The organism is Micromonospora krabiensis (assembly GCF_900091425.1).
GTDB lineage: Bacteria > Actinomycetota > Actinomycetes > Mycobacteriales > Micromonosporaceae > Micromonospora > Micromonospora krabiensis.
Genome location: NZ_LT598496.1, coordinates 4870349 through 4886279, shown reverse-complemented (window position 1 = coordinate 4886279; position 15931 = coordinate 4870349). Strand labels below are relative to the sequence as shown.

Below are 15931 nucleotides of genomic sequence, written 5' to 3'. Positions count from 1 at the left end.
GCTAGACAGCCCTAGTTTTATGTCGACGATCCCGACACGCCGGTAGCTCCATCTACAGATGTCTAGCCGCTCCGCTAGACGGCCCGATACTCTCCGATGCGTGGATCCGGTCCGCAACCCGTACGCGCCGGGCGCCGGCCAGCGTCCGCCCGAACTCGCCGGGCGGGGCCGCGAGCTGGACGTCTTCGACATCGTGCTGGAGCGCATCGCCCGGGGGCGGCCGGAGCGGAGCCTGATGCTCACCGGCCTGCGGGGCGTCGGCAAGACCGTGCTGCTCAACACCCTGCGCTCGCAGGCGATCAACCGGCTCTGGGGCACCGGCAAGATCGAGGCTCGGCCGGACCAGTCGCTGCGCCGTCCGGTCGCCGCCGCGCTGCACATGGCGGTACGGGAGCTGGCGCCACGGCACCGGGCGCCCGACCGGATCGACGCCTTCCTCGGCGTGCTCAAGGCGTTCGCGATGCGCGCCGCACCGACCGGCCGGGGCGGCGCCGCGCCGAAGCTGCGCGACCGCTGGCAGCCCGGCATCGACGTGCCCGCGGCCAGCGGCCGGGCCGACTCCGGTGACATCGAGATCGACCTGGTCGAGCTGCTGAGCGACGCGGCGGCGGTGGCCAGCGACGTCGGCACCGGCATCGCCATCTTCATCGACGAGATGCAGGACCTCGGCCCGGAGGACGTGTCGGCCCTCTGCGCCGCCTGCCACGAGCTCTCCCAGATCGGCGCGCCACTGATCGTGGTCGGCGCCGGCCTGCCGCACCTGCCGGCCGTGCTCAGCGCCGCGAAGTCGTACTCCGAACGGCTCTTCCGCTACCAGCGCATCGACCGGCTCGACCGGATCGCCGCCGACCAGGCGTTCTGCGCGCCCGCGGAGCGCGAGGAGGTGGAGTACGAGCAGAAGGCGCTCGACCTGCTCTACGAGAAGTCCGGCGGCTACCCGTACTTCGTCCAGGCATACGGGAAGGCCACCTGGGACCACGCGCCACGCTCCCCGATCACCGCGGCCGACGTGCGGGTGGCCGCGCCGGAGGCCGAGGCCGAGCTGGCGGTCGGGTTCTTCGGTTCCCGCTTCGAGCGGGCCACCCCGGCCGAACGCGAGTACATGCGGGCGATGGCCACCCTGTCGCTGGTGGAGGCCGAGGCGGGCGGCCCGGTCCGCGACGACATGGACGCGGCGGTGCCGACGGCGGAGATCGCCCGTGCCCTCGGCCGGAAGCCGGCCAGCCTCTCGCCGGCCCGGGACGCCCTGATCAAGAAGGGGCTCATCTACTCCGGCGAGCGGGGAACGGTCGCGTTCACCGTTCCGCACTTCGGCCGTTATCTGCGCACGCAGCCGGCGTGAGCGCGCCACCCACCCGAGCGGCTCAGACCTTCGACCAGGGCGGCGGGAAGACCACCTCGCCCTGCGGCGGCGGCGCGGCGTCGCTGGTCACCGGTGGCAGCACCAGCGCCTGCCACGGCTCACCCAGCCCCGACCACGGGCTCGTCAGGCCCATCCGGTCGGCCCGGCCGAACCCGAAGCGCCGGTAGTAGGCCGGGTTGCCCAGCACCACCACCAGCCGCTCGCCCAGCTCCGTGGCGGCGTCCAGGGCGGCCTGCACCACGGCGGTGCCGTGCCCGACCCGCTGCCGGTGCGGCGCCACCGCCACCGGACCGAGGGCCAACGCGGGCGCCGGGCCCACCTCGGATGTCACCCGTACGCGGGTCAGCAGCGCGTAGCCGACGACCTCACCGCCGTACTCGGCGATCATCGCGAGCTCCGCGATCCAGGCGTCGCTGTCGCGCAGCTCCTCGACCAGGCCCACCTCGGGCGGCGTGGCGACGTCGGGTCGCGCGAAAGCCGCGGCCAGCACCCGCCGGACCGGGCCGGCGTCGGCCGGGCCCTCGGGTCGCAGCCGCAGCGTCGTCACGCGCGCGACGTTACTCCCCGCAGCCGGTCCATCCGCGACGGTCGCTCGATTCGGCGTGGCGCGGCGCGTACGCGGGCGGGTTCGGATCGGCGGTTGCAGGGGTGGCGGGGGTCACGAGGGGGTATGACTGAGCCATGAAACCCGTACGCTCCCTCGCCCGCATCATGTTGAGCGGCATCTTCCTGCACAGCGGGTACCGCAACTTCATGAACCCGGAGCGGTTGGCGCCGACGGCCAAGCCCGTCACCGATCGGGTGGCCCCCCTGCTCGAGAGCGTCAACCCCCGCATCCCGACCGACACCGTGACGCTGATCCGCGCCAACGCGGCGGTGCAGGTGGGCGCCGGTCTGATGTTCGCCACCGGACGGCTCACCCGGCCGACCGCGCTGGTGCTGGCCGGCACGCTCGTCCCGGTGACGGTCGCCGGGCATCCCTTCTGGAAGAACGACGACCCGACCGCACGGGTCAACAACCAGGTGCACTTCCTGAAGAACCTCGGCCTCTTCGGCGGGCTGCTCCTCGCCGCCGCGGACACCGGGGGTCGGCCGGGGCTGCGCTGGCGCACCGGCCACCGCATCGGCCACTCTCGACGTTCCGTGCGGCGGGCGGTCCGCACCGCGCGGCGGGAAGCCCGGATCGCCGTACGATCCGCCGCCACCGCCCGACGAATTCCCGGCTGACCTGCGTCAATACCTCCCCTCGGTGACACCGCACCCCACCCAACGCCGCGAATCACCTGAACGGCGCGGTAGGCGTTAACGCGGTGGAAATGTCAAAAACTTGTGTGGGATCGGACACGGTCGCATAACGCGGGAGGCATTGAGGTGAGGCGCCGTTCTAGGCTCCGTGCAGGACCTGCACGGGTAGGACGACGACCTTGGTACGGGGGTGGCCACGCCATGCCGGCGACCGTCGGGAGACGGCCGGGCCGCCTCGCCCCGCTGCACCGCGTAACGAGTGGGATCGATCGACGGACAGTCGTACGGGTCGGCGTCGTGGCCGCCGTCGCCTATGCCGCGTGGCTCGCCATCGGCCTCTTCGGGCGTCCGTACAACTTCTTCGACATGAAGATCTACCACGGCGCGGTGGTGTGGTGGGCGAGCGGTCACGAGCTCTACGAATTCATCGCTCCCGACACCACACTCGGATTCACCTACCCGCCGTTCGCCGGTCTGGTCATGCTGCCGATGGCGCACCTGCCGGTGGGGCTCGCCGGCCTGGTCAACGCGGCCGCCAGTCTCGCGGCGCTGGCGATCGTGCTGGCCGCCCTGCTGCGTCCGATCGTCGACCGGCTGGCCTGGCCGCTGTGGTTCTCGGTCGCCATCGCGGTGCCGCTCGCGGCCGCCATCGAGCCGGCCCGGGAGACCCTCGGCTACGGCCAGGTCAACCTGCTCCTGTTCGCGCTGATCATGGCCGACCTGATCGGCCTGCGCTGGCGGTCCCGCCGGGGCACGCACGCGACCGCCGACGACGGCCCGCTGCTGCGTTTCCTCTACAGCGGAGCCTGGGCGGGCGCCGGCATCGGGCTGGCCACCGCGGTCAAGCTCACGCCCGCGCTCTTCATCGCCTACCTGATGCTCACGCGGCAGTGGCGGGTCGCGGCCACGGCGATCGGCACCACGGTCGCCGTGACCGTCGGTACCTTCGCGATCGTCGGGGCGGAGTCCCGGGCGTACTTCGGCAGCGTGCTGTGGCAGACCGAGCGGGTCGGCGCCGCCGACATGACACCCAACCAGTCGCTGGCCGGGCTCCTCGCGCGGCTGTACGACTCGATCGAGACGCCGGGGCTGCTCTGGTTCTCGTTCGCCGTGCTGATCCTGGCGCTGGGGCTGTCCCGCGCCACGAACGCGCACGCGGATGGCGACGAGCTCACCGCTTTCACGCTGGTCGGGTTGACCGCCAACGTGATCAGCCCGATCTCCTGGACGCACCACCTCGTGTGGGTGATCCCGGCGATCATCGTGCTCGCCGACGCCGCCGTACGCCGCCGCGAGGCGAGCCGGGGGCTCGCGTACCGGGCCGGACCGGCGCAGCCGAACGGCGGGCTGCCGGGGGTGAACGGGCTGCGCCCGCCGATCTGGTACCCGACGTTGACCGGGTTGCGGCACGGCGTGGCCGCGCTGGGCCTCTACCTGCTGTTCCTGATCTCGCCGATCTGGCCGTACGAGCACCAACTGCCGGAGGTGTCGCACTACCAGGACGGCCTCTTCGGCGCGCTGATGGAGAACTCCCTGGCGGTGGCGCTGATCGTGCTGGTCGCCGGGCTGCCGTGGCGTCCGGGTGCCGAGCCGGCCTTCCACGCCGACCGGATGGGCCGGGCGGTCGCCGCCGCCCGACGCTGACCGGCGGCCCCTCCACCTGCCGTCGGGGGCGCTCTCCGGACGGCGCGTGACCACCGGCCCCCTGACCGGTCACCACCGGTCAGGGGCAGTTGACCCACTCCTCGGTACCGTCGGCGAACACCTGTCGCTTCCAGATCGGCAGGCGTGCCTTCACCTCGTCGACCAGCCGGGCGCAGGCGGCGAACGCGGCGGCCCGGTGCGCGGTGCTGACCGCCGCGACGAGGGCGACGTCGCCGATGGCCAGCGGACCGATCCGGTGCGACACGGCGACGGCGTAGACGTCCGGGTCGGCGGCGATCTCGGCGGCGACCTCGCGGAGGACCTGCTCGGCGCTCGGGTGCCCCTCGTACTCCAGGCTGGTCACCGCGCGGCCGTGGTCGTGGTCGCGCACCACGCCCTGGAAGGAGACGACCGCGCCGGCCCGCGCGTCGGCGACCGCGGCCTCGTGTGCGGCCAGGTCGAGGGGCTGGTCGGTGACCTCGCCGTACGCCACGGTCGGGGCGGTCACCGGGCACGCTCCCCGGCCAGCAGCGGCAGCGGCACCAGCGGGACCCGTGCGCCCGGCTCACCGGTCGTGCCCGGGCGGATCACCGCGAAGCCGGCCGCGCGGGCCAGCCCTCGGAGCATCGCCGAGCCGACGTGCCGGACCGGGTGGGCGGTGCCGTCGACCTCGTCGACCCGCACCAGGGCGAGGTGTGTGAAGTCGCCCCGACCCGGCACCGCCTCGCCCAACGTGACCTCCGGCAACGCCGGCAGCGACCGGCCCTGGAGGCCGGCGACCAGCGGGGCGACCAGCGAGACCAGCGCGACGATCGCGGACTGCGGGTTGCCGGGCAGCCCGGCCACGAAGCGGGCCCGGCCGTCGGCGCCGGTCACCCGGGCCACCAGCATCGGGAACCCGGGGCGGACGGCGACGGTGTTGACCACGTAGTCGGCGTCGAGCGCGGCCAGCGCCGGGTGCAGGTGGTCGACGGGACCGTGCATGGTGCCACCGGTCGTGCAGACCAGGTCGGCGGTGTCCAGCGCGGCGCGCAGCGCGTCGACGTGCGCCGGGAGGGTGTCCACCACCGGGCCGGTCACGTCGTCGGCGCCGACCGCGCAGCCGTAGCGGCGCAACCAGGCCGGCACCGAGGGGCCGAGCGCGTCACGCACCCGGCCGGCGCCCGGTGGGCCGGCGGTCAGCAGCTCGTCACCGAAGACCAGCAGCGCGGCGCGCGGCGCGCGCCGGACCGGCAGGGTGTCGAGCCCGCAGGAGGCGGCCAGGCCGATCACCGCCGGGTCGATCGGGGTGCCGGCGGGCAACAGCTCCTCCCCGGCGTACGCCTCCTCGCCCGGCTTCCGCCACTCGGGTGTGGACCGGGGGGTGCCGGTGACCCGGTCGTCGGTCGTGCGCTCGGACTCCTCGACGCGCAGCACGGCGGTGGCGCCCTCGGGCACCATGGCGCCGGTGGCGATCTCGACGGTCGTGCCGTCCTCGGTCAGGGGTGGCGGGGTGCCGCCGGCCAGCACCCGCCCGACGACTCGCCACGGGCCCGCGCCGCGCACCGCCCAGCCGTCCACGCTGGAGGTGGGGAACGCGGGCAGGTCGGTCCGGGTCGTCAACGGTGCGGCCAGGGTGTGCCCGTCGGTGTCGGCGAGCGGTCGGGCGGCCACGGGGAGCGCGGCGGCCAGGCCAGCCGCGTGGACCCGGGAGCGCGCCTCGTCCCAACCGATCGGCGGCGCGGCGGCGCGGCCGGTGGCGGGTGCGGTTTTCGTGCTCACCGGGCGAGCCTATCCGGGTGCCGGTCGCCGCGCCGGACCAGTCGCGCGCTCAGTGGTCGCCGCCGCGCAGCTGGTCGACGGCGTGGGTGAGGATCGGGCCGAGCACCGCCAGCCCGTCCTTGGCGCCGCCCGTCGAACCCGGCAGGTTGACCACGAGCATCCGGCCGACCACCCCGGCGACGCCTCGGGACAACGCCGAGGTGGGCACCCGGTCGCGGCTGTGGGCGCGGATCGCCTCGGCGATGCCCGGAATCTCGTAGTCGAGCAGCGCCCGGGTCACGTCGGGCGTGCGGTCGGTCGGGGTGATGCCGGTGCCGCCGCTGGTCACGACGACGTCCATGCCGTCGGCCAGCGCGGCCCGCAGCGCCTCGCCGACCGGCTCGCCGTCGGGGACGACCACCGGGTCGTCGACCTCGCAGCCCTGCTCACGCAGGCCGGCGACGAGCAGCGGCCCGCTGGTGTCGGCGTAGACGCCGGCGGCGGCCCGGTTGGAGGCGACGACCACCCGTGCCCGGATCACGGCCGGTCCTCCGGGCGGACCCACTCGCCGGTCTTGCCGCCCTCCTTGCGGAGCACGCGGACCGCATCGACCGAGGCGGCCGGGTCGACCGCCTTGACCATGTCGACCAGGGCCAGGCCGGCGACCGCGACCGCCGTCAGCGCCTCCATCTCCACGCCCGTCCGGTCGGCGGTGCGAGCGGTGGCGGTGATCTCGACGGTGTCGGAGGTGAGCCGCAGGTCGACGGTGACGCCGTGGAGCGCGATCGGGTGGCAGAGCGGAATCAGGTCTGGTGTGCGCTTGGCGCCCATGATGCCGGCGAGCCGGCCGACGGCCAGCGCGTCGCCCTTGGGCAGGCCGTCGCGGCGAAGCAGGTCGACCACCTCGGGTGTGGTCCGCAGCCGGCCGGCGGCGACCGCCGACCGCCCGGTCACGGCCTTGGCGGACACGTCGACCATGTGGGCCGCGCCGGCCGCGTCGACGTGGGTGAGCTGCGCGGGTTCGGTCACGGCCGCGAGCCTATCCTCCGCGTACGACCGTCCGGAGTGCTCCCGTGACGGTGGGAGGAGCGGCGGCCCCGCGCCGGTGCGTCGCCGCCCGTTCGCCGGGCCCGCGCCGCCCCTCCCTACCCACCCGCCGCCAAGTCGCTGGGGGGACCCGAGCGGCGGGCGACACGGCGACCCGGTTCTGACGCGCGCCAGAACCTCCCCCGTTCGCCGACACGGCGAAGACCATAGCGGGAGGGGCGATAAGAATTCGATAAGCGGATTCGCCTGGTCAGCCGCCACCGGGGGACCGGTCGACGGGTGTGGCGTCGAGCAGCCGGGCCACCTCGAACCGCTCCGGGGCGCCCATCCGCTCGAAGATCGCCAGCGCCCGCTCCCAGTGCCGACGTGCCTCCGTCGGGTCTGTCCGCGCGTGGTGCTCGGCCAGACCCGCCAACGCCCGCCCCTGCTCGTACGGGTGGCCGATCTGGGTCGCGAGGCGCAGCGCGGCCCGATACATCCCGGCCGACTCGTCCCGCCGACGGCCGGTCGCCAGGGTCCGGCCGAGTTCGTTCAGCGCGGCCGCCTCCACGTGCCGCTCGCCCGACTCGTGGGCCAGGGTCCGGGCCAGCTCGTGCTCCTGCTCGGCCTCCGCGAGCCGCCCGAGGGCCCGGTACGCGGCACCGAGGTCGTTGCGGACCTCCGCCTCGGCGTACCGGTGGCCGGTCCGGTCGCGCAGCAACAGCGACGCCCGCAGCAGCCGGATCGCCTGGCGGTGCTCGCCCAGACGCATCCGCACCCCGCCGATGTGGCTCAGCGCGTTGAGGATGTGGAAGGTGCTGCGGCCCTGCCGCCCCCAGTAGAGGTGCAGCCGGTGGATCCGCAGGGCTTCCCGGTACCGTCCGCTCAGGCCCAGGGCCAGCCCGGTGTTGGGGAGCCCGACGGCTACGTCGTGCCCACCGTGACCCCGGGCGTCCCGCAGGCTCTCCAGGCCCACCTCGACGGCCTCCCGCAGGTTGCCCCGGAGCATCTGCACGACGACGAGGTTGGCCCGGTACCGGAAGAGGTTGTGACTCTCGCCGGCCCGCTCGCACACCGCCACCGCGCGGGTGACGTGCTCCAGCGCGGCCCGGTAGTCACCCGTCCGGGCGTACGCGGAGGCCAGGTAGTTGTTCATCGAGGCGATGGCGTGCGGGTCGCCGGCCGCCTCGGCCGCGGCCAGCCCGTGACAGTGGGTCAGGATGATGTCGTCGAAGTAGCCGCGGATGTAGAAGAACCGCCAGAGGATCCGGGCCAGACGCCAGGCGTACCCGTGCTGGCCCTCCTCCTGCGCGCGGACGACCAGGGCGACGAGCTCCGCCCGTTCGCGTTCCAACGTCTCGACGGCCGGCGGCCCCAGCGCGGCGAGCAGGTCCGGGCGGCGGGGCGGCCCCGGCGCCGCCTGCTCGCGGATGAAGTCCGGTTCGAGCAGTTCGGCCACCCGCAGCACGGCGTGCGTCACCAGGTCCAGCAGGTCCGCGAGCGCGGCCCGACGGTCCTCAGCGGTGTCGGTGCGCGCCGACAGCTCCGACGAGTACTGCCGCAGCAGGTCGTGCATGCGGTACCGCTCGGCCGCGACCTCCTCGACGAGGTGGCCGTCGACGAGTTCGTCCAGGGCCCGGGCGGCGGCGTCGAGCGGGAGACCGGCGAGCGCCGCCGCCATCGGCAGGGTCAGGTGCCCGCCCGGGTGCAGGCTCATCAGTCGGAACAGCCGCCGACCGGCCTCGCTCAACGGCTCGTACGAGGTGGCGAAGACGCCGGCCAGGGTCCTTTCCTCCTCGGAGAGCTGACCGAGCGCGCGCGTCCCGTCGGCCAGGAGCGCCGCCAGGTCGCCGAGGCGCCAGCTGCGCCGCCGCGCCAGCCGGGATCCGGCCAGCCGGATCGCCAGCGGCAGGTGGCCGCAGCGGCGTACGACCTCGGCGGCGGCGTCCGGCTCGGCCGCGACCCGGGCGGGGCCGGCGGACCGGGCCAGCAGTTCCAGGCCCTCGTCGAGGGTCATCACGGGCAGGGATTCGGGCGGGCCCACCCCGAGTCCGGTGAGGCGCCGGCGGGTGGTCACGACGATCGCGGTACCGGGCCGCACCGGGAGCAGCGGAAGCACCTGCTCCCGGCTGCCGGCGTTGTCCAGGACCACGACGCACCGGCGGTTGGCCAGCTCCCGTCGCCACGCGTCGACGCGGTCGGCCAGCTCCGCCGGGATCTGCTGACCCGGCACGCCGAGCTGCCGCAGCAGGGTCGCCAGCGCGACGCCCGGGTCGACCGGGTCCCCGCCGCCGTGACCGCGCAGGTCGATGAAGAGCTGCCCGTCCGGATAGCGGTCGGCCAACCGGTGGGCCACGTGCACGGCGAGGCTCGTCTTGCCACTGCCGGCCATGCCGTCGATCACGTGGACCGCGGACGTACGGCCCTCCACCCGGCGCGTCTCGGCCAGCACCCGCTCGATCGTCCCGCCGCGCCCGACGAAGTCGGTGACCGGTCGGGGGAGCCAGTTGCCGGTGCCGTAAGACCGGGCCGGGGCGTCCACCGGCGGGTCGGTGTGGGCGTCGCGGGTCGCCCGCGGGGCCGGCACCGGACTCGGGCGCGCTCCCTCGTCCAGTGCGCGGCGGAAGCGCCGCAGCTCCGCGCCGGGCGCGATGCCCAGCTCGTCCCGCAACAGGTCCCGCGCGTCGCCGTACGCGGCGAGCGCACCCGAGCGGTCGCCGCGCCGGTAGAGCGCCCGTATCAGCAGCAGGTGGGCGGACTCGCGGAGCGGGTGGCGACCCAGCAGGTCCCGCACCAGCGGAACGGCCTGTTCCGCGCGGCCCGTACGCGTCCAGGTGTCCGCCAGAAGCTCGACGGCGAGCACCCGCTCCTCCTCGACCGCGACGGTGCGGGCCGTCAGCACCGGTCCGAGGGGCACGCCCGCGAGCATCGGGCCCCGCCAGCGGCCCACCGCCACGTCGAGCAGCTCCGCGGCCCGGTCGAGCAGCCCCCGGTCGAGCAGGTCCCGAGCGTGCTGGCACTCGACCTCGAAACGGTAGACGTCAATTCGGTCCGGCTCGACGTGCAGCCGGTAGCCGTTTCCCTCGGGCCGCAGTACCCGGGCGTCGGGAAGAAGAGTCTCGAAGTGCCGACGCAGATTGGCGGCGTAGGTACGGACGTTCGGAACGGCGGACCGGGGCGGTTCCGCGGGCCAGAGTTCGTCGACCAGTTCGCCGACCGTCACAAGCTGACCCGGTTGTGTCACGAGCATCGCGAGAACGGCCCGTTGTTTGGGCGTCCCCAGCTGCAGTGTGCCGCCCGGAAGTTGCACCGACAGGCCACCCAGAACGCGAATCTCCACCGGTCCCTCTACTTTGCCCACAATTGGGTATTCGCGTCGCAGCATAGAGGTAGGACAGCCGTGAACTGGTCCCTCTTTGGGCGCCACCCTGGTCACCCTGCGCAATGACGGTGGCCACACGCCGTCGAACCGAACCGATCGGGGAAGGGCCCGAAGTGCGGATGAAGGTTTCGGCGACCTCAGCGACACTGGAGAGGCAACCCAGCGTTAACGTCCATCCGCATCGCCGATGCCAGCGTGGATGTTGGCCAATCGGTTAAGCGCGCTCCGCTCAGGATTGCGGACAGAACGTGACAAACCAGTGCCAGCTTGGCTTATGTTGCGCATACCGACATAAATGCTTCCGCATGACGCGCTTTCGCTTCTACTCTCGCCTCACCGCACCGAAAGGCCCGCGAGGGGCTGGGGAATCGACGAGGAGGACGCACCATGCGCAGCACCGAGTGGAACTGAGTTCTTATCAGTCCTGAATACGAGCGGTACGCTGCCGGTCATCAGATACTGACGGTCGGCAACGGATGGGGTTGAGTGGGCCGGACGACACGTCGTCACAGCGATACCGACCGACGCCTGCTGCGGTTGGTCTGGGCGCTCGTGGGCTTCGCCTGCGTGATCACGCTGAGTGCCGTCGTCGCCGTCCGGCAGGAGCCTCCCAGGTCGGTTGGCGACGTCACAACCATCTCGGCCGTCGCGGTGATGATCGCTCTCGGGGCGATCGTCAAAGTACCGCTCCGGATCAGGTCGACCGCGTTCTCCATCGCATGGGTGGAGACGGCCATCGTCCTCGGGCTCGCACTGGCACCGCCGCCGTGGGTCATCCTGGCCACCGGGGTGGGCATCGCCTGTGCGTCCTTCCTGACCCGACTGTCCGCCATCAAGACCGCGTTCGGCATCGCGAAGCACACGCTCGTCGCGGGTGGTGCCACCGCACTGATCCTGCTCCTCGGCGACCGCTGGCCGCCGAAGGGGTTCTGGAGCGTCGTCGTCGTCCTCGGCGCGGTGTACCTGGTCGCCGCGCTGCTGGACGATGTCCTCGCCGCACCGGTCATCGCCCTCGCCTCGGGCAACCGGATCTCGCGCCAGTTCCTCAACAACCTCGACCTGCGGCTCGGCGGCTTCGCGGCCCGGTTCGTCGTGGCCGCCTGCACGCTGCTCATCATCCAGGCCGACCCCCGGCTGCTGCTCGCGGTCCCCCCGCTCGTGCTGAGCCTGCACCTCGCCTACTCCGCCCGCGTCCGCGGCCGCACCGAGCAGCAGGCCTGGCAGCGCCTCGCCCGCGCCACCGACGCCCTCAACGTGGTCGACCTGGACAAGGTGCTCACCAGCGCGGTCGTCCAGGCCGCCGAACTCTTCTCCGCCGACCAGGTGGAGATCGAACTGCGCGACGACCACCGCACCGTCCGCGGCGGCGCCGACGGCGTCATCACGGGCGACGAGCCGACCGCCATCGACGGCACCGTGGTCCCCGCCCCGCTCGAAGGACACGACCGGACGGTCGACGTCGGCGTGCTCCGACTGCGGTTCCGCGGGCCGGTGCAGCTCTCCGAACGCGAGCGCTACACGCTGCGGACCTTCGCGTCCGCGCTCTGCACCGCCGTCCGCAACGCCCAGGCGTACGCCGAACTGGCCCGGGTCGCCGACGAGCACGCGTACGCCGCCAGCCACGACGCCCTCACCGGCCTCGCCAACCGGCGGCACCTCCTCGAACGCGGCACCGAACAGCTCAGCCGCCGACACGCCGACGGTGTGACCGCCCTGGTGCTCATCGACCTCAACCACTTCAAGGAGGTCAACGACACCCTCGGGCACGCCGCCGGCGACCAGGTCCTGGTCCGGGTGGCCGAGCGGCTCCGCGGTGCCGCCCAGGACGACGACCTGGTGGCCCGGCTCGGCGGCGACGAGTTCGCCGTCCTCCTGCGCGGCCTGCCCGCCCCCGCGGTGGCCGCGCACCGAGCCGAGAGCCTGCTCGGCGCACTCCACGAGCCGTTCGACCTGGACGGCATGCGGATCAGCGTCGAGGCCAGCGGCGGCATCGCCGCCGCCCCGGCCAGCGGCGGGATGGCCGAACTGCTGCGCCGCGCCGACGTGGCCATGTACCAGGCCAAGCGCGCCGGCCAGCGCATCTCCACGTACGCGCCGACCCGCGACACCGCCGACCTCGGCCGGCTCACCCTCGGCGGCGAACTGCCCCGCGCGGTCGCCGACCACGAGTTCACCGTCAACTTCCAGCCCATCGTCGACCTCGGCACCGGCGAGGTCACCGCCGCCGAGGCGCTCGCCCGCTGGCACCACCCCACCCACGGGATGATCGACCCGCTGCGCTTCCTGGAGGCGGTCGAACGCTCCGGCCTGCTGCCGGCCTTCGCCGAGGCCATCCTCGACCAGGCCCTCGTCGCCGCCACCAGCTGGCGGGAGGCCGGCCACGACCTACCCGTCGCCGTCAACGTCTCCCCGCGCAGCCTGCTCGACGCCCGGTTCCCCGGCTCCGTGCTGGCCCGGCTCCGCGCCCACGACCTCCCCGCCGACCGGCTGATCCTGGAACTGACCGAGACCCTCACCCTCAGCCAACTCGACGTGGTCGACCGGGTCCTCAGCCGGCTCCGCGACGAGGGCGTACGCCTCGCCCTCGACGACTTCGGCACCGGCTACTCGTCACTGAGCCTGCTCTCCCGGATCCCCGTCCACGAGCTGAAGATCGACCGCAGCTTCGTCACCGCGATGGAAAGCTCCGCCGAAGCCGCCGCCGTCATCCGGTCCACCCTCGACCTCGGCCGCAGCCTCGACCTCACCGTCGTCGCCGAGGGCGTGGAGAGCGAGCCACAACGGCGGGCGCTCTGGGAGCTGGGATGCGCCGCCGGCCAGGGCCACCTCTTCTCCCGCCCGGTCCCCGCCGGCACCCTGCTCGCCGCGCTCCAGCGAGGTGCCGGCGGCCGACCCGGCGCCCTGGCGCCCCCACTGCACGATGCCGGTGCCGTCATCCGCCTCGCGCCCGGCCGCCGCCAGGGCGGTCGCCGCGATCGGCTGCCACACTTGCCCGCGTGACCGCCGCAGCCCCCACGACCCGCCGCCGCAGCTGGCGAACCCTCGACTCCGCCGCCGGCGGCCTCGCCCTCGACCTCGGCCTGTACGCCGTGTCGGCCGGCTTCGCCGCGATCACCGCCGCCACGTCGACCCTCCTGCCGCACCGGGCCTGGGGCGCCACCGCCGCCCTCGGCTACCTGGCCGCCGCGCTCGCCGTCGGCGCCCAACTGCTGCTCCGCCAGCGGCGCCCCGACGCGGCACTGGCCGGGCTACCCGGCCGCTGGGCGGTCACCGCCTTCGCCTGGGCGACCGCCACCCTCCTGCCGCTGGCCCAGCAGAGCGTGCAGCGGGCGTCCGGCCGCACCGACCGGGCGCAGGAGGAGGTGCTCGTCGTCGAGCACGCCGGCAACCGGCTCGTCGAGCACGGCACCCCGTACCTCGGTCCGGACGCCATCGCCGCCCTGCCCGCCGACGAACGGCTGCTCGGCTACACCCCGTACCAGCCGGGAATGGCCCTCTTCGGCCTGCCGCGCGCGTACGCCGCCGGCTGGTGGACCGACGCCCGGATCTGGTTCGCGGTCGGCACCGCACTGGCCCTCGCGCTGGCGGTGGCGTCGCTCCACCGGCACCAGCGCGGCACCACCGGTCGGCCGGGCGCCGGCGACACCTCCCCCGCCGAGGTCGACCGGCCGCGACGGGCAGCCGCGCTGCTGCGCGGCGTCCAGGCCGCCACCGTGCTGCCGATCTGCGCCCTCACCCTCGCCACCGGCGGCGACGACCTGCCCGTCCTCGCGCTCTGCCTGCTGGCGCTCGCCCTCGCCGCCACCGGGCGTCCCGGCCGGGCCGGTATCGCGGTCGGGCTGGCCGGCGGCCTCAAGCTCTTCGCCTGGCCCGTCGCTCTGGTGCTGATCATCTGGGGGGCGACCCGCCGCGCCGGCCTGCGCGTCACCGCCGGGGCCGTCGGGCTGCCGCTGGCCGCTCTCCTGCCCGCGCTGCTGGTCGACCGGGACGCCCTCGTCGAGAACGTGCTCCGCTTCCCCCTCGGCCACGGACTCGTGACCAGTCCGGCCCAGTCCCCGTTCCCCGGTCACCTCGTCGCCGACGCCCTGCCCGGCGGCCGGATCATCGCCGCCGGGCTGCTGCTCGCGGCAGGTGCCGCCATCGCCGTCCGGCTCGCCCGCCGCCCGCCACGCACCGCCGCCGAAACCGCGCTCATCTGCGCGTACGGCCTGCTCGCCGCCATCGCCCTGATGCCCTCGACCAGGTTCGGCTACCTGCTCTACCCCGCCGCCCTGCTGCTGTGGGCTCCCGCCCTGCACGAGCCGCCACGACCCACCGGTGAGCCGGCCGCCGCGCCTCTTTCCGCCAAGTGGCGAGCACCGGAGCGCGGCAGAGCGTAGACCTGAGGAATGACCACCTACCGTGACCGCGCCGAGGCGGGCCGGGCGCTCGCCGACCGGCTCACCGGACTGATCGGGGAGTCCGACGTCATCGTCCTGGGCCTGGTACGCGGCGGCGTACCGGTCGCACGCGTCGTCGCCGAACGGCTCGGCGCGCCACTGGACGTCCTGGTCATCCGCAAGCTCGGCATGCCGTGGGCCCGCGAGGTCGCCTTCGGGGCCCTCGGCCCGGGCGGGGTGCAGGTGCTCAACGAGCAGGTGGCGAGCCGCCTCGGCCCGGACGACATCGCCGAGACCCGCCGCCGCGAACAGGCCGAGCTGGAGCGGCGGGAACAGCTCTACCGCGCCGGCCGTCCGCCCCTGGACCTGACCGATCGCACGGCCGTCCTCGTCGACGACGGTCTCGCCACCGGCGCCACCGCGCGCGCCGCCGTCGAGGTTGCCCGCCAGCTCGGCGCCCGCCGGGTGATCGTCGCGGTGCCGGTCGGCGCGCAGGAGGCGTACGAGATGCTGGCCGCCGAGGCCGACCAGGTGATCTGCGCCCAGCGCCCACCCGAGTTCATGGCCGTGAGCGCCTACTACGAGGACTTCCACGAGGTGACTGACGACGAGGTCACCGAGATGTTGACGGCAACCGCGTGACCGCACCGGGTACCGTCGGGTGATGAGCCTCACCTGTCCCAAGTGTCACGGAGAAATGCGCCAGTACGAGCGCAGCGGCGTCGTCATCGACCAGTGCGGAGAGTGCCGAGGGATCTTCCTCGACCGCGGCGAACTGGAGAAGCTGTTCGAGGCGGAGGCGAACTGGAACCGCCAGCAGACGGCACCCCCCGGCCAGCCCGCCCAGCCCGCACACCAGCACGGCGGTTACCCGCCACCGCCGCCGCCCCCCGCGCCGCACCAGCCGGGATACGGCGCGGTTCCGCCGCCCCCGCCCGCGCACGGCTACCCCCCGGCCCCGGCGCCCGCGTACGGCGGGCACGGCCAGCAGCACCACGGCTACCACGGGCACTACCGCCGGAAGAAGCACAAGAGCTTCCTCGACGAGATGTTCGGCTGAGCCGACCGTCATCCTCCACGGCCGGCCCGGGGACACCGGGCCGGCCGCCGGCTGCCGTCCCGCGCCTCGCCGGTGCTCGGCCACGCCGGGCT

13 protein-coding genes are annotated in these 15931 nt (G+C 74.0%); 7 read left to right on the top strand and 6 right to left on the bottom strand.

Going from position 1 to position 15931, the window contains the following annotated elements; all coding sequences use genetic code 11:
- The first annotated feature begins 100 nt into the window (after positions 1-100).
- Positions 101-1342: an ATP-binding protein gene (locus tag GA0070620_RS22330; RefSeq protein ID WP_091593888.1), complete on the top strand. Its 1242-nt coding sequence runs from the start codon at positions 101-103 to the stop codon at positions 1340-1342.
- A gap of 22 nt (positions 1343-1364) precedes the next feature.
- Here GA0070620_RS22330 and GA0070620_RS22325 read toward each other — a convergent pair whose 3' ends face one another.
- Positions 1365-1910: a GNAT family N-acetyltransferase gene (locus tag GA0070620_RS22325; protein WP_091593886.1), complete on the bottom strand. Its 546-nt coding sequence runs from the start codon at positions 1908-1910 to the stop codon at positions 1365-1367.
- Between the two features lie 134 nt (positions 1911-2044).
- On the opposite strand from GA0070620_RS22325, the gene GA0070620_RS22320 reads away from it, so the two are divergent.
- Entirely contained in the window at positions 2045-2590 is a 546-nt protein-coding gene (locus GA0070620_RS22320) for a DoxX family protein (RefSeq protein WP_091593884.1), read from the top strand.
- A 219-nt stretch (positions 2591-2809) separates the two neighbouring features.
- Positions 2810-4252, top strand: coding sequence for a glycosyltransferase 87 family protein (locus tag GA0070620_RS22315; protein WP_091593882.1), 1443 nt, complete (start codon positions 2810-2812; stop codon positions 4250-4252).
- A 79-nt stretch (positions 4253-4331) separates the two neighbouring features.
- Here the strand turns inward: GA0070620_RS22315 and GA0070620_RS22310 are convergent, their stop codons facing one another.
- The 5 genes from GA0070620_RS22310 to GA0070620_RS22290 form a co-directional block, all read right to left on the bottom strand.
- A complete protein-coding gene (locus GA0070620_RS22310) occupies positions 4332-4760 on the bottom strand; it encodes a molybdenum cofactor biosynthesis protein MoaE (protein WP_091593880.1) in 429 nt (142 codons plus the stop codon).
- Positions 4757-5965 carry a molybdopterin molybdotransferase MoeA gene (locus GA0070620_RS22305; RefSeq protein WP_231922460.1) on the bottom strand — a complete coding sequence of 403 codons (1209 nt, stop codon included), beginning with the start codon at positions 5963-5965 and terminating at the stop codon, positions 4757-4759. Before GA0070620_RS22305 ends, GA0070620_RS22310 begins: the two co-directional genes overlap by 4 nt.
- A 97-nt stretch (positions 5966-6062) precedes the next feature.
- Positions 6063-6533, bottom strand: coding sequence for a MogA/MoaB family molybdenum cofactor biosynthesis protein (locus tag GA0070620_RS22300; protein ID WP_091593876.1), 471 nt, complete (start codon positions 6531-6533; stop codon positions 6063-6065).
- Positions 6530-7021, bottom strand: coding sequence for a cyclic pyranopterin monophosphate synthase MoaC (gene moaC / locus GA0070620_RS22295; protein WP_091593874.1), 492 nt, complete (start codon positions 7019-7021; stop codon positions 6530-6532). Before moaC ends, GA0070620_RS22300 begins: the two co-directional genes overlap by 4 nt.
- Positions 7022-7289: 268 nt before the next feature.
- On the bottom strand, positions 7290-10358 hold the full coding sequence (locus GA0070620_RS22290) for an AfsR/SARP family transcriptional regulator (RefSeq protein WP_091593872.1): 3069 nt from the start codon (positions 10356-10358) through the stop codon (positions 7290-7292).
- A gap of 528 nt (positions 10359-10886) precedes the next feature.
- Here GA0070620_RS22290 and GA0070620_RS22285 point away from each other — a divergent pair.
- From GA0070620_RS22285 to GA0070620_RS22270, 4 genes are read left to right on the top strand one after another with little or no spacing between them, the layout of a single operon-like run.
- Positions 10887-13400: a putative bifunctional diguanylate cyclase/phosphodiesterase gene (locus GA0070620_RS22285; protein WP_091593870.1), complete on the top strand. Its 2514-nt coding sequence runs from the start codon at positions 10887-10889 to the stop codon at positions 13398-13400.
- Positions 13397-14779, top strand: coding sequence for a glycosyltransferase 87 family protein (locus GA0070620_RS22280; RefSeq protein WP_091593868.1), 1383 nt, complete (start codon positions 13397-13399; stop codon positions 14777-14779). The genes GA0070620_RS22285 and GA0070620_RS22280 overlap by 4 nt, the downstream gene beginning before the upstream one ends.
- A 9-nt stretch (positions 14780-14788) precedes the next feature.
- On the top strand, positions 14789-15421 hold the full coding sequence (locus GA0070620_RS22275) for a phosphoribosyltransferase (RefSeq protein WP_091593866.1): 633 nt from the start codon (positions 14789-14791) through the stop codon (positions 15419-15421).
- A 19-nt stretch (positions 15422-15440) separates the two neighbouring features.
- On the top strand, positions 15441-15839 hold the full coding sequence (locus tag GA0070620_RS22270) for a TFIIB-type zinc ribbon-containing protein (protein WP_091593864.1): 399 nt from the start codon (positions 15441-15443) through the stop codon (positions 15837-15839).
- The last annotated feature ends 92 nt before the right edge of the window (positions 15840-15931 follow it).

Excerpts from the sequence above, each read along its gene's own strand:
- GA0070620_RS22315 (WP_091593882.1), top strand. The coding sequence starts at position 2,810 with ATGCCGGCGACCGTCGGGAGACGGCCGGGCCGCCTCGCCCCGCTGCAC.
- GA0070620_RS22320 (WP_091593884.1), top strand. The coding sequence starts at position 2,045 with ATGAAACCCGTACGCTCCCTCGCCCGCATCATGTTGAGCGGCATCTTC.
- GA0070620_RS22275 (WP_091593866.1), top strand. The coding sequence starts at position 14,789 with ATGACCACCTACCGTGACCGCGCCGAGGCGGGCCGGGCGCTCGCCGAC.